Below are 14,195 nucleotides of genomic sequence, written 5' to 3' on the forward strand. Positions count from 1 at the left end.
ATTCTAATAAAAGGAATCGTCATGCTGTCCCGTATCATCGGCTTCAACCGACGCCCCTTCAGTTCGCTGAGCGAGCAGGAAATTCTAGGACTGGCAATTTCCTCGGAAGAGGATGATGCGCGGATCTATCTCGCCTATGCGGATCATCTGCGCGATGATTATCCGCAATCGGCAAAGGTATTTGAGGAGATGGCGGCGGAGGAGGGCGAGCACCGGGCCCGCTTGATCGAGCAGCACAAGACGCGATTCGGCGAGCGCATTCCGCTGATCCGCCGCGAACATGTGCGCGGCTATTATGAACGCAAGCCTGACTGGCTGGTGAAAAACCAGTCCGTCGACAAGGTTCGTCAAACGGCCGAAGACATGGAAGCCCAGGCCCACAACTTCTACCTCGCTGCGGCCCGCCGCACGGCCGACGCCGACACCCGCAAATTGCTCGGCGATCTCGCCTTGGCCGAAAAAGCCATCAATCGCTGGCCCGCCGGCTCGGCCTTGAACACACGCCCCAGGACGTCAAAGCCGAAGAGGAGGCGACCTCGCGCCGCAAGTTCATACTGACCTATGTCCAGCCCGGTCTGGCGGGGTTGATGGATGGATCGGTGTCCACACTGGCGCCGATCTTTGCCACGGCGTTCGCCACCGGGGATACCTGGACCACGTTTCTGGTTGGCTTTTCGGCGTCGGTCGGTGCCGGTATTTCCATGGGCTTTACCGAAGCCGCCCATGATGACGGTGTCATCTCCGGCCGTGGCTCGCCGCTCAAGCGTGGTCTGGCCTCTGGCATCATGACGGCAATCGGCGGTCTTGGTCACGCGCTTCCCTATCTGATCCCGGATTTTACTGTCGCCACCACGGTGGCCATTGCGGTCGTGTTCGTCGAACTCTGGGCCATCGCCTGGATTCAGAACCACTGGATGGATACACCCTGGAGCCGGGCGATCTTTCAGGTGGTGCTGGGCGGGGCGCTGGTGTTTGCCGCAGGCCTGCTGATCGGCAATGCATAAGGTAACGATAGTCGGCTTATGGACCCGAGTTGAGGCGCGTCTGAGCACAAAAAAAGCAGGAGGGATAGAGACGGGGTTGCGAGGTCTGGTTCCATTCATGCTATTGCTAAGCACGTCTTCTTGGACGTATGTGCACGCATAGGTAATAGTATCCCATCCGACAAACGCCCCGGACGGTGAAAGTGTAGTAATGTTACGAGTTCTGATTGCGTGGGTGCTGGCCCGTGACCGCCGACTGAAACAATTCTCTCTGATGGCCGCGGACACACTCATCGTCGTCGTCGCGATCTGGATAGCCTATAGCGTCCGCCTAAATCGGTTCCACATTCCCAATTCAGCGCAGATGCTGCTGATCGTTGCCGGCCCGATCATAGCGCTGCCTGTGTTCTACAGTTTCGGGCTGTACCGCTCGCTGATTCGTTATGTCGGCGAAGCCGCAATCTGGTCTGCCTTCAAGGCCGTGGGACTGACGGCTTTGTTGTGGGGCCTGCTGGCGTTCATGATCCGCGCCTATGGTGTCGAAGGCGTACCGCGTTCGGTGCTGGTGCTGTTCTGGCTCTTCACCCTCATCATGGTCATATGCTCGCGGTTCCTGGCGCGCTGGTTCTTGCTGCTGGAGAGCAACAAGCAGGCTGCACGCCGGCACATCCTGATCGTCGGTGTGGGCGAAGCCGCGCGCCAGATCTCCGCCTCGCTGCAAAGCGACAATCCCTGGCTGTCGGTCATCCATGTTGCCGACGATCCGAATTTGCGAGGGCGGCTGATGGGCGGCAATGCGGTCTATCCGTCCGAAGATGTTCCCGATCTTGTAAAGCGCTATGATATCAAGGATGCGATCGTAACGCTGCGTTCTGCCAGTCAGGTCCGCCGCGCCGAGGTCATCGAATCCTTGCGTAAACTTGAGGTCAAGGTTCGCATTCTGCCTGCTTTCGCAGACATCGCCTCCGGCAAACACATCGTCAGTATGGTGCGCGAAGTCGAAATCGGCGACCTTCTCGGTCGGGAGACGGTGACGCCAGACAGGGCGCTGATGGAAGCTAACACCAGGGACAAGGTGGTAATGATCACCGGCGCCGGCGGATCGATCGGATCGGAACTGTGCAGGCAAGCGGCGTCGCTCGGAACAGCAAAACTGGTTCTGCTGGAGAGCAGCGAGGTCGCCCTCTACAATATTTTGCGCGAACTCGAGCGTCAGGCCGATCTTGAATTCGTTCCGGTTCTCGGCTCGGTCACCGATCAGGCGCTTGTCTGCAGCGTCATCCGCGAGCATGGGGTGAACACGATATTTCATGCTGCTGCCTACAAGCACGTCCCGCTTGTCGAGGACAATCCGTTCCAGGGCGTCAAAAACAATGCGCTGGGAACACTGGCGGTCGCTACCGCAGCCTATGAGACCGACGTCGAGTTGTTGGTTCTGATTTCCACCGACAAGGCAGTCTTGCCCTCCAGCATCATGGGGGCGTCGAAACCGTTGGCCGAGCTCATCATTCAGGATTTTGCTGACAGGGCGAAGCGCGATAAGCCGGAAAAAACATTCTGTGCTGTCCGCTTCGGCAATGTCATAGGCTCCAGCGGTTCGGTGATTCCGCTTTTCCGCGAACAGATTCGAAACGGCGGCCCGGTCACCCTGACCCATGCAGAGGCCACTCGCTACTTCATGTCGATCTCCGAAGCAGCGGAATTGGTCATCCAGGCAGGCAGCATGGCCTGTTCGCGCGACAAGTCAGCGGCCGAAAACGGCAATATCTATCTTCTCGATATGGGAGCGCCGGTGCTGATCAAGGACCTGGCATTGAAGATGATTCGGCTTTCCAACCTCACCGTCAACAACGAGGCCAATCCCCAGGGCGACATCGCCATCAAGATAACCGGCTTGCGGCCTGGCGAGAAACTGCATGAAGTTCTGCTGACATCTATCGAGTCGCCGCATCAAACGGCACACCCGAAAATATCCGTGGCTGTCGAGCCGCCGCCCGATGGCCTTGTCTTCGAGACTCTGTATCGCGAGCTGAACGCGAGATCCGAGGGCCATGACCGCGACCAGCTCATAGAGTTGCTCACTAGAGTGACCGGTTTGTCGGCCTCGGAAAATGCCACCGAGGCTTGATCACAAAACCCGCGCGCTCCAGCTTTGCCCGGCGAGTAGGCGTGATCGGGACACGTCTGGGCCCCGGGGTGCCGTTTCCTGATGGCGGGTCGGGTTTCGTGTCAGTACGACTGGAGTGTTGATTTCTTGTGAGGCAAGTCAAATGTGGCAGGGTGTGTTTCCGGTGGTAACGGCAATGACTTCGGCTGATCAACGGCGGCAAAGAGTAAAGGCCGCGCGCCTCAGGCGGTTCAAATCATGAGCGAACGCTTGCGCCGTGTGGAGCCAATGACGCTGCTGATCGGTGTTTCCATGACCATCGGGTATGGCACGCTGTATTACCCATTCGCCATTCTCGGGCCCGAGATTGCCCGCGACATGGGCTGGAGCAACAGCCTTGTGTTCGGCGTGTTTTCCGCCGCTCTTCTGACCAGCGCGGTGACCGCTTCCTTCGTTGGCCGGGCGATGGACCGGTTCGGCGCGCGCCCTGTAATGGTGCTGGGGTCGGTGCTGGCCGGTGCGACCTTGCTTAATCTGTCGCTGGTGCAGTCGGTGGTGGGGTTTGCCATCGCCATGCCGCTAATCGAAGTCGCTGCCCGGATGATCCAATATGAGACCGGCTTTGCCGCTCTCATTGCCATTCATGGTCGCCAGGCCCGCCGTCCGATCGCCCATGTTACCCTGGTGGCGGGCTTTGCTTCCACCGTATTCTGGCCGCTGATTCACTGGCTGCTGGGTTTCATGGATTGGCGCGGCGTCTGCCTGGTTCTGGCGGCGGTCAATCTCATGGTGGCATTGCCGATTCATCTGATGGTGCCACGCGGCCCGCGTCTGCCCGCTGGCCAGCCAGCGCCACAGTTGGTAGCGCGCGAACCGGGCCTGCTGCTGCCGGGCAATCGCCGCCCCTCCTTTGTGTTGATGTCGATAGCCTTCGCCGGGGGCAGTTTCCTGATGTCGGCGGTCCACACGTCGTTTTTCGTCATTCTTGACCAGCTCGGTCGTGAAGTGGCGCTGGCGGCGCTCGCCGGTGCGATCATCGGGCCGATGCAGGTAATGGCCCGGTTGATCGAGATGTTGACTGGCGAGCGGGTTGCCTCGTCGGTGGTCGGAGTGATCTCGAGTTCGATGCTGCTGTTTGGCATCTGCCTGCTGATTTTGGCGCTGTGGATCAATGGCCCCATCATTGTGATTGCCTTCGCCGCCAGTTTCGGGGTCGGTCAGGGGCTCAGCTTCATCGCCCGTGCGATCCTGCCGGCGCGGCTGTTTGGCACCGACGGTTACGGTACGGTGACCGGCAAGCTCGCAACCGTCCGGCTTTTTGCCATGGCGGGAGCACCGGTGTGCACGGCACTGGCCATCGCCCATGCCGGGATTGCCGCTACATTGCTGCTGCTTTCGCTGGTTGCCGTCATGACGGTCGCTGCGTCCTGGGGCCTGCTCCGGATCGAATCGAAGGCGGCGGCGGGTCATTCCATCGTCCCAACGGCTGCCTGACGCGCAAGGTGGTCTCGACCCGATCATGCTGCCGGCGTCAATGCCACGTCAGCAAGGCCGGATCGGGCAGATTGAGTAATGACGGGAACTGTTTAGCGCAGCGCGCCGACCAGTACGTCAGGTGCGTTCTCGATGGTCACCCAGCGGCCGGAATTGTTGGAGGCTTGACGCTTAAGATAGCGGTAGGGCGTATCGTGCCAGTTCTTGACCCGGTCCTCGAGATTGTCGAGCACGAAGTCGCCTTCCGAGGTTCTGAGCGTCAGCACCGCATGGCCTTCGCCATCGGGCTTGCGAACCACCGTGATCAGCAGGTCGGCCGCCGAAAAGCCGCGCTCCATCAGCATGTAGCGCTTGAGCAGCACATAGTCTTCGCAATCCCCGGCAATATCGGGATAGGCCCAGACCTCTTCCTTGCCGAACAATTCCAGATCGGTCTTAGGCATCACTGAGAAATTGACCGCGCGGTTGATCTCCTTGACCACTTCCCATCCATAATCGGTGACCTTCGGGGCAGCACCTGATCCCTTGACCGGCTTGCACTCGGAAGCATGCAGCTTGCAGAATTCGTAATGCCCGATTGGTTGCGATGTCACCCGGCCTGTCTGCATCGACAGATTGGACGCGAAGCCTCCAGCCGGAAAGGCAAGCAATGCCGCCGAGGCAAACAATACCGCCCTGATTTTACCCGGTCCGCACAACATTGCCGGTCTACTCCACACTGTCCAACTTCGTTAACAAAGAGTTAAGAACGGTTGGAGCAAGGAGTCAATTACGCAACGCCTGCCATCTCGCTATATGGTTACCGGTGGAGGGAGACCGGATGTACTGCGCCAAAGCAGCCGACAGGAACCGGGCCGTCCGCTCAGTCAGGTCTGTGGCGCGATCCCGTCGGTGGCGGCCAGAATCCGGGCGATGTCTTCGTCACGCGACAACCGGTGATCGCCGTCGCGGATGAATGTCAGTGTCACATTGTCCGACGGCAGATGCTCCACCAGCTTCAGCGCATGCCGCCATGGAACATCCGGGTCGGCCATGCCCTGGATGATGTGCACCGGCGCGCCGGTCTCGATCAAACCGTCGAGCACCCGGTTCTTGCGCCCATCCTCGAACAGTTCCCGGGTGAAGATGTTGGGATCGGGACCATAGGGCGTCGGCTCTTCATAATAACCGTCGCGCTCAAGCGCCTGGCGTTGCGCCTCGGTCAGTTCCGGCTCCATAAGTTCCAGCGTGAAATCCGGCGCCGGCGCGATCAGCACCAACCCCGCCACACGGTGTCGGTCCTCGCGTTTGGCAAGTTCCTGAACCATTCTGAGCGCGATCCAGCCGCCCATCGACGAGCCGACCAGGATCTGCGGACCTGAGCTGAGTTGGTCGAACGCAGCCAGACTCTCTTCCAGCCAGCGCGAAATCGTGCCTTTTCGCAAGCTGCCGCCGGAGGCGCCGTGGCCGGAATAGTCAAAGCGCAGGCAGGCGCGCCCTTGCTGTCCGGCATGAACGCACAGTGCCTCCGCCTTCGAGCCGGACATGTCCGAGCGGTAACCGCCGAGCCAGACGAAACCGGGCAATCCGGCGCCAGCAGCGGTAGCCTCGCGTGTCAGCGCGGCGATCGTCCGGGCTTCTCCGCCCGTGCCCACGCTCAGTTCTTTTCTACTGGTTTCGGTCATATCCGCCATGCTCCCATGTCTCGATCTGGCACCCTTTTACAAGATTCGCCGCCGCGCGAACTTCCCCGTGGTGATTTTTTCGCAAAGCCGTGCTATTGACACCGGCCTGCCGATCACGACATTGCGCGCGAGAACAAACTGCTTGCGTCCGCGATCAGCGGAACCCGACGAGTTAATCAGGAGACCAAAGCCATTCGCAGACCTTTTAGAGCGCCGCCCACAACCAACGATGGCCCCCGCGCTAACCAGAATATCCGGACCCCAACGGTCCAGCTCATTGATTCCGAAGGCCAGAATCATGGTGTCGTGCCGACCGAACAGGCGTTGGCCATGGCTGAAGAGGTTGGCCTCGACCTTGTCGAGATCAACTCCGCTGGCGATGTGCCTGTGTGCAAGATCGTTGACCTCGGCAAGCTGAAATACGCGTCACAGAAAAAAGCCTCTGAAGCGCGCAAGAAGCAGAAGACCGTTGAGGTCAAGGAAATCAAGATGCGTCCCAACATCGACACACATGATTATGATGTGAAGATGCGCGCCATGAACCGCTTCTTTGACGAGGGTGACAAGGTCAAGGTCACGCTGCGTTTCCGCGGTCGCGAAATGGCGCATATGGAACTGGGCATGAAATTGCTCCAGAAGGTCAAGGACGACACGATCGAAATCGCCAAGGTCGAAGCTGAGCCCAAACTCGAAGGCCGGCAGATGATGATGGTGCTGGCGCCGAAATAACGCCGGCTCACGCGCAGATAAAGACCGGACCGGCTTGCGTCGGGACCGGTTTTTGCTTTTCTACGACCGAATTGGTCAAACCCCGTTGCTCTTTTTCACGGCGGGGGCTATAAGGCGCGCGTTCAAACCGGCCGGCAGGGCATGCCGAGGCGGTTTCCAACGCTTGATGCATTTGGGGTCTTCTTCCTTGTGCATCTCACCCAACAAGAAATGACATTGTGGTGTCCACGTGACGTCCGCAGGTCTGATAAGGAGTAGCGAAATGCCCAAGATGAAGACGAAATCGTCTGCCAAGAAGCGGTTCAAGATCACTGCAAGCGGCAAGGTTATGGCTGCAGCCGCTGGCAAACGTCATGGCATGATCAAACGGTCCAACAAGTTCATTCGCGACGCACGCGGCACGATGGTCCTCTCGGATCCTGACGCCAAGATCGTCAAGAAGTTTCTTCCCAACGGCCTGTAAGCAGAGCCGGGACCACCGAATTTAAGGAGATCATGATATGGCACGTGTAAAACGGGGCGTTACCGCCCACGCAAAGCACAAGAAGGTTCTGAAGAAAGCCAAGGGCTTTTACGGACGCCGCAAAAATACCATCCGCGCCGCGAAGGCCGCCGTCGACAAGTCGATGCAGTATGCCTACCGCGACCGCAAGGTCCGCAAGCGGAATTTCCGCGCTCTCTGGATCCAACGCATCAACGCCGCTGTCCGCGAGCAGGGCCTGACCTATGGCCGCTTCATCGACGGCCTCACCAAGGCTGGTATCGAGGTTGACCGCAAGGTGCTTTCCGACATGGCGATCCATGACGCGGAAGCATTCGGTGTGCTGATCGAAGCTTCCAAGAAGGCGCTTGATTACCTCAAGGAATCGACGCCGAACGAGTTTGAAAGCGCTGTCGCCTAAGCCAGCGTTTTCCCGAAAGCAGAATTTGAATTTTGGGATCCCGCGCTGGCACGGCTGGCGCGGGATTTTTCGTTTCAGGACCCGGCAATCCGCTGTTTCTCAAGAGCGCCAATTCGTTTAAGCACGGGCAAATCGCCCCGCCAGATACGGACAGTCAAAGACCATGAGCCAGTACCAGACACTTGAAACCGCCATCATGGCCGAGATCGCCGCCAGTGCGGATGAGGCGTCCATCGAGGCCGTGCGGGTGTCAGCCCTCGGCAAAAAGGGCTCTGTGTCCGAATTGCTCAAGGGGCTGGGTAAAATGTCCGCCGAGGAGCGCCAGGAAGCGGGTCCGGCGATCAACGGGCTCAAGGCCCGCATTGCCGACGCCATCGCGGCGCGCAAGGCTGAGCTTCGGGACGCTGCCATCACCGAGCGGCTGGCGCGCGAAACCGTCGATGTCAGCCTGCCGGTGCGTACGTCACCTGCCGAGCGTGGCCGCATTCATCCGATCAGCCAGGTGGTCGACGAGATCACCGCCATCTTTGCCGATATGGGCTTTGCCATTGCCGAAGGTCCCGATATCGAGACCGATCATTACAATTTCACGGCGCTGAATTTCCCGGACGGCCATCCGGCCAGGGAAATGCACGACACCTTTTTCCTCGAACCCGATGACAATGGCGAACGCAAGGTTTTGCGCACCCACACCTCGCCGGTTCAGATCCGGACCATGGAATCGCAAAAGCCGCCGATCCGGATCGTCATTCCGGGCAAGACCTACCGGCAGGACTCTGACGCCACCCATTCGCCGATGTTTCATCAGGTCGAGGGGCTGGTGATCGACAAGACTGCCAATGTCGGCCATCTGCGCTGGGTTCTGGAGGAATTTTGCAAGGCCTTCTTCGAAGTCGACAACGTGGTGATGCGCTTCCGGCCGTCGTTTTTTCCGTTCACCGAGCCCTCTTTCGAGGTCGATATCCAGTGCGACCGCACCTCGGGTCCGATCGTCAAGTTTGGCGAGGGGACCGACTGGATGGAGATTTTGGGTTGCGGCATGATGCATCCCAACGTGTTGCGCGCCGGCGGGCTTGATCCCGATGAGTATCAGGGCTTTGCCTGGGGCATGGGACTCGACCGCATCGCCATGCTGAAATACGGCATGCCGGACCTGCGCGATTTCTTCAATGCCGATGTCCGCTGGACCAGCCACTACGGCTTCCGCCCCCTCGACATGCCGACATTGTTCGGCGGTTTGAGCGCGTAAGGAGAATAGATCGATGAAATTCACACTCTCCTGGCTCAAGGATCACCTTGAAACCGACGCTCCTCTCGATGCGATTGTCGAGCGCCTCACCGCCATTGGCCTCGAAGTCGAGGATGTTGATGACAAGGCGGCCTACAGGCCCTTCACCATCGCCAAGGTCATTTCCGCCGAGCAACACCCCAACGCCGACAAGCTGCGCGTGCTGATGGTCGACAAGGGCGACGGCAAGCCGGTGCAGATCGTCTGCGGCGCCCCCAATGCCCGCGCCGGTTTGATCGGCGCGCTGGCCGAGCCCGGCACCTATGTCCCGGGCATCGACGTGACGCTTTCTGTCGGCAATATTCGCGGCGTCGAAAGCCACGGTATGATGTGCTCGGAAAAAGAGCTCGACATGTCCGACAGCCATGACGGCATCATCGATCTGCCCGAAGATGCGCCGGTCGGCACGCCGTTCGCGTCTTATGCGGGCCTTGATGACCCGGTCATCGAGATCAACCTGACGCCGAACCGTCCCGATTGCACCTCGATCTTCGGCATTGCCCGTGATCTGGCCGCCTCCGGTCTCGGCACCCTCAAACAGCCGAAAGCACCGGATTTCCCTGTCGAAGGCGAGACCACGCAGAATGTGAAGATCGTCCTTGATGACGAGAGCCTGTGCCCGGGCTTCGCCTGGCGTCTGGTGCGCGGTGTGAAGAACGGTCCGAGCCCGAAATGGATGCAGAAGCGTCTGCTGGCGATCGGTCTTCGCCCGATCTCGGCGCTGGTCGATGTCACCAACCACATGACCTTCGATCAGGGCCGGCCGATGCATGTCTTCGATGCCGACAAGGTCAAGGGCGATCTGGTGGTGCGCCGCGCCCAGGAAGGCGAGGAAATCCTTGCGCTCGACGCCCGTACCTACAAGCTCAATCCCGCCAATGTCGTGATTGCCGATGACAATGGCCCTGAATCCATCGGTGGCATCATGGGCGGCGAGCATTCAGGCTGCGACGAGAACACCACCAATGTGTTGATCGAATCCGCTCTCTGGGACCCGATCAACATCGCCAAGACCGGCCGCAACCAGGGCATCATCACCGATGCCCGCTACCGTTTCGAGCGTGGCGTCGATCCGGAATACATGTTGCCCGGACTCGAACGCACCACCGAACTGGTGCTCGACATGTGCGGCGGCACCGCGGCCGAAGCCCGGGTGACCGGCTACAAGGGGCATGACAAGAAGATCGTCGATTTCCCGTTCTCCGAAGTCAAACGCCTGACCGGTCTCACCGTCTCCAACGACGAGTCGCGCGCGATTCTCTCAGGCCTCGGCTTTGAAGTCTCCGGCACCGGCGAGAAGGTCAAGGTCGCCGTTCCGTCCTGGCGTCCGGATATCGATGGCAAGGCCGATCTGATCGAAGAAGTCATGCGCATTTTCGGTGTCGACAAGATCGCGCCCGAACCGCTGGCGCCGACAGGCTCGGTCAATGGCAAAATCCTGACCACGATCCAGATCCGCACCCGCTCCGCCAAGCGCGCGCTTGCGGCGCGCGGCATGATGGAAGCGGTGACCTGGTCGTTCATCTCAGCGGATCAGGCCAAACTGTTTGGCGGCGGCAGCCGTGCGCTGAAGCTGGTCAACCCGATTGCCGCCGACATGTCCGACATGCGGCCATCGCTGCTGCCGGGCCTGCTGCTGGCCGGCCAGCGCAATGCCGACCGTGGCTATGGCGATGTGGCGCTGTTCGAAGTCTCCGGCACTTATGAAAACGACACGCCCGAAGGCCAGCGCCGTGTAGCCGGCGGCATCCGTCGCGGCACCGCTGCCATGACCGGTTCCGGCCGACACTGGGATGGCGCTGCCAAGCCCGTCGGGGTGTTTGACGCCAAGGCCGATGCGATTGCAGCGCTTGAAGCGTGCGGCGCGCCGGTCGACCGGCTGTCCTTCGAGCGCGGTGCGCCGGACTGGTATCACCCCGGCCGCTCCGGTCTGATCAAGCTCGGTCCGAAAACCGTGCTCGGTCATTTCGGCGAATTTCACCCCAACACGCTGGATGCGCTGGATGTCTCCGGCCCGCTGTGCGGTTTCGAGGTGTTCGTTGATGCCATTCCTGAACCCAAGCGCAAGGCCACCCGCACCAAGCCCGTGCTGTCGCTCTCGGCATTCCAGGCCGTGCGCCGCGATTTTGCCTTCGTGGTCGACAGCGATGTTCCTGCCACCACGCTGGTTCGTGCCGCCCAGGGTGCCGACAAGGCGCTGATTTCCGGCGTCAACGTGTTTGACCTGTTTGAAGGCCCGTCGCTTGGCGAAGGCAAGAAATCGCTGGCTATCGAGATTACCATTCAGCCGAAAGATCGCACGCTGACCGACGAAGATCTCGACAAGCTCGCCAAGGCGGTCATCGCCAATGTGGAGAAATCTTCGGGCGGCGTGTTGAGGGGCTGAACAACCGGATAGGCGGCGGCATCATCGTCGCCTTTCCGCCACGCAGGCGATAAACGGTGCTGCGCTGGCGGCAAATCAACAAAAATGCGCGCTGATACCAACCATTTGACTGCGCCCTCTTGCCGGACCAGTCCATGAGACTGCATTCTACCCCACCACTCGACACCCGTGGCGGAGCGTAATGCGTAACATGAATCTCATTCTCAATTCAGATAGCTACAAATACTCGCATTTTGCGCAGTATCCGCCCGAAACCGCGGCGATTTCTGCCTATATCGAGGCCCGGCCCGGCGGTGCGCATGATCAGGTGCTGTTCTTCGGGCTGCAGATGTTTCTCAAGGACTATCTCTCCCGCAAGATCACCATGGCCGATGTCGACGAGGCCGAGGAGATGATCCTTGCTCACGGCCTGCCATTTCATCGCGAGGGCTTTGAAAAGATCGTCACCCGCCATGATGGACATATGCCGTTGCTGATCGAGGCGCTGCCCGAGGGCATGATCGCACCCACCGGTACACCGTTGGTGCAGGTCAGAAACACCGACCCGGATTTCTTCTGGCTGCCGACTTTCATCGAGACAGCACTGCTGCGCGCCGTCTGGTATCCCTCCACCGTCGCCACGGTCTCGCATGGCGCGCGCAAAATCATTGCTGCCTCGCTTGAGCGCACCTGTGACACACCCGAAGAAGTGCTGCCGTTCCGCCTGCATGATTTCGGTGCCCGTGGCACCACATCGCTGGAACAGGCTGGCATCGGCGGCGTCGCCCATCTGGTCAATTTTCTCGGCACCGACACCGTAAGCGCACTGGTCTATGCCCGGCGCTTCTATCACGAGCAGATGGCGGGCTTTTCGATTCCTGCCGCCGAGCATTCAACCATGACCAGTTGGGGCGAGGACCGTGAGACCGAAGCCTATCGCAACATGCTCAAGCAGTTCGCCGGACCGGGCAAGCTGGTGGCAGTGGTTTCCGATTCCTATGATCTCTACCGCGCGGTGAAAAACATCTGGGGCGAGGAGCTCAAGGCCGAGGTCGAGGCGTCGGGTGGCACACTGGTGGTACGGCCGGATTCCGGTGACGCCACCCGGGTTCCGGTCGACACCGTGCAGATGCTGGGCGAGATTTTCGGCTTCACCCTCAATGCCAAGGGCTACAAGGTGCTCAACCCCGCGGTCCGAGTCATTCAGGGCGACGGGGTTACGCCGGAAACCATCCGCGTCATACTCGGCCGGCTCGAGGACAAGGGCTGGTCGGCTGAAAACATCGCCTTCGGCATGGGGGCCGGACTTTTGCAGAAGGTCAACCGCGACACCCTGCGCTTTGCCATGAAGGCCAATGCCCGGCTGGATGAGGATGGCATCTGGCACGGCATCAACAAGAATCCGAAGACCGATCCCGGCAAGGCCTCAAAGCGCTACCGCCAGGCGGTGGTGATAGAGGCAGGACGTCCGCTCGGGATGGCGCTGACCGACATCGGTGACCGTGAAAACCTGCTGCAGCCGGTTTGGCGCGATGGCGAATTGCTGGTCGACTGGACCTTGGCCGAAATCCGCACCCGCGCCGCAGCGGCAGGCTAACCGGAAGAACTGCATTTCAGACTGAATGAACTCGAAGGGAGACGCCGAAATGTTTCGATGGGGAATTATGTCAACCGCCAAGATCGGTCGCGATCATGTCATCCCGCAATTGCAGGATTCCGACAATGGTGTGGTCACCGCCATTGCCAGCCGTGACCATGGCCGTGCCCGGGCGCTTGCCGATCGCTTTGGCGTGACCCATGCGTTTGCCTCCTACGAGGAGCTTCTCGCCTCACCGGAAGTTGATGGTGTCTACATTCCGCTGCCCACATCGCAGCACATTGAATGGGCGATCAAGGCGGCCGAAGCCGGCAAGCATGTGCTGTGCGAAAAGCCGATTTCACTTCACGCGGATGAAATCGCGCCGCTGATCAAGGCCCGCGACGCCAACAATGTTCTCGTCTGCGAAGCCTTCATGGTCACCTATCACCCGCAATGGAAAAAGGTGCGCGAGCTGCTCGCCGCCGGTGCGGTTGGGCGCTTGCGCCACGTCCAGGGTGCTTTCAGCTATTTCAACAAGGACCCGCAGAACATGCGCAATCAGCCGGGTCTGGGCGGCGGCGGGTTGCCCGATATCGGCGTCTATGTGGCTGTGTCGACCCGGTTCTCGACCGGAGCCGAACCTGTCAGACTGCAGGCGACGGTGGAGCGCGATGCCGATTTCGGCACCGATATCTATGCCAGCGTGAAAGCCGATTTCGGCGATTTCGATCTGTCTTTCTACGTGTCGACCCAGATGGCGGCGCGGCAGCTGATGGTGTTCCATGGCGAGCAGGGCTATCTGGAAGTCACCGCGCCATTCAACGCCGGCGATTTCGGCAATCCTGAGGTGTCGCTCTTCAGCCGCGACCATGATCGCGCCGAAGTATTCCGTTTTCCCGGTGTGCGCCAGTATCGGCTGCAGGCCGAGGCCTTTGTCCGCAAGGTTGGCGGCAGCGATGACGAGGTCTTCACCCTCGAACAATCCGTGCTCAACCAGAAGCTCATCGATGCCACCTATCGTGCGGCAGACCATGACGGCTGGGAGAAGGTATAGCGCGAAACCGGACGCACATTCTGGCCGGTC

At 60.0% G+C, this 14,195-nt stretch carries 11 protein-coding genes and 1 pseudogene; 10 read left to right on the top strand and 2 right to left on the bottom strand.

Going from position 1 to position 14,195, the window contains the following annotated elements; all coding sequences use genetic code 11:
- The first annotated feature begins 21 nt into the window (after window positions 1-21).
- The 3 genes and pseudogenes from mbfA to OEG84_RS17355 all read left to right on the top strand — a co-directional run bounded on the left by mbfA (window position 22) and on the right by OEG84_RS17355 (window position 4,584).
- Window positions 22-1,004, top strand: a pseudogene (gene mbfA, locus OEG84_RS17345) (iron exporter MbfA).
- Window positions 1,005-1,257: 253 nt separating this feature from the next.
- Window positions 1,258-3,111 (top strand): polysaccharide biosynthesis protein, encoded by a 1,854-nt coding sequence (locus tag OEG84_RS17350; protein ID WP_267654901.1) that lies wholly within the window; start codon window positions 1,258-1,260, stop codon window positions 3,109-3,111.
- A 237-nt stretch (window positions 3,112-3,348) separates the two neighbouring features.
- Window positions 3,349-4,584, top strand: coding sequence for an MFS transporter (locus OEG84_RS17355; RefSeq protein WP_267654902.1), 1,236 nt, complete (start codon window positions 3,349-3,351; stop codon window positions 4,582-4,584).
- 92 nt (window positions 4,585-4,676) lie between these two features.
- On the opposite strand, the gene OEG84_RS17360 is transcribed toward OEG84_RS17355, so the two are convergent.
- Together OEG84_RS17360 and OEG84_RS17365 are read right to left on the bottom strand one after the other, a co-directional pair.
- Complete coding sequence (locus tag OEG84_RS17360; protein ID WP_267654903.1) at window positions 4,677-5,285, bottom strand: transglutaminase-like cysteine peptidase; 609 nt, start codon at window positions 5,283-5,285, stop codon at window positions 4,677-4,679.
- Window positions 5,286-5,450: 165 nt separating this feature from the next.
- Window positions 5,451-6,248, bottom strand: coding sequence for an alpha/beta hydrolase (locus tag OEG84_RS17365; protein WP_267654904.1), 798 nt, complete (start codon window positions 6,246-6,248; stop codon window positions 5,451-5,453).
- A gap of 192 nt (window positions 6,249-6,440) precedes the next feature.
- Between OEG84_RS17365 and infC the strand changes: the two genes are divergently transcribed.
- The 7 genes from infC (at window position 6,441) to OEG84_RS17400 (ending at window position 14,165) form a co-directional block, all read left to right on the top strand.
- Window positions 6,441-6,977 (top strand): translation initiation factor IF-3, encoded by a 537-nt coding sequence (infC, locus tag OEG84_RS17370; RefSeq protein WP_267656231.1) that lies wholly within the window; start codon window positions 6,441-6,443, stop codon window positions 6,975-6,977.
- A 262-nt stretch (window positions 6,978-7,239) separates the two neighbouring features.
- Window positions 7,240-7,440, top strand: coding sequence for a 50S ribosomal protein L35 (rpmI, locus tag OEG84_RS17375; protein ID WP_267654905.1), 201 nt, complete (start codon window positions 7,240-7,242; stop codon window positions 7,438-7,440).
- A 37-nt stretch (window positions 7,441-7,477) separates the two neighbouring features.
- On the top strand, window positions 7,478-7,879 hold the full coding sequence (rplT, locus tag OEG84_RS17380; protein WP_267654906.1) for a 50S ribosomal protein L20: 402 nt from the start codon (window positions 7,478-7,480) through the stop codon (window positions 7,877-7,879).
- 163 nt (window positions 7,880-8,042) lie between these two features.
- Window positions 8,043-9,128 (top strand): phenylalanine--tRNA ligase subunit alpha, encoded by a 1,086-nt coding sequence (gene pheS, locus OEG84_RS17385; protein ID WP_267654907.1) that lies wholly within the window; start codon window positions 8,043-8,045, stop codon window positions 9,126-9,128.
- A gap of 13 nt (window positions 9,129-9,141) precedes the next feature.
- Window positions 9,142-11,553 (top strand): phenylalanine--tRNA ligase subunit beta, encoded by a 2,412-nt coding sequence (gene pheT, locus OEG84_RS17390; protein ID WP_267654908.1) that lies wholly within the window; start codon window positions 9,142-9,144, stop codon window positions 11,551-11,553.
- 190 nt (window positions 11,554-11,743) lie between these two features.
- The gene (locus OEG84_RS17395) at window positions 11,744-13,129 is read left to right on the top strand and encodes a nicotinate phosphoribosyltransferase (RefSeq protein WP_267656232.1); all 1,386 of its coding nucleotides are present in this window, start codon (window positions 11,744-11,746) and stop codon (window positions 13,127-13,129) included.
- Between the two features lie 49 nt (window positions 13,130-13,178).
- Window positions 13,179-14,165, top strand: a complete 987-nt coding sequence (locus tag OEG84_RS17400) for a Gfo/Idh/MocA family protein (protein ID WP_267656233.1) — start codon at window positions 13,179-13,181, stop codon at window positions 14,163-14,165.
- Window positions 14,166-14,195 lie beyond the last annotated feature (30 nt).

This window comes from Hoeflea algicola (assembly GCF_026619415.1).
GTDB lineage: Bacteria > Pseudomonadota > Alphaproteobacteria > Rhizobiales > Rhizobiaceae > Hoeflea > Hoeflea algicola.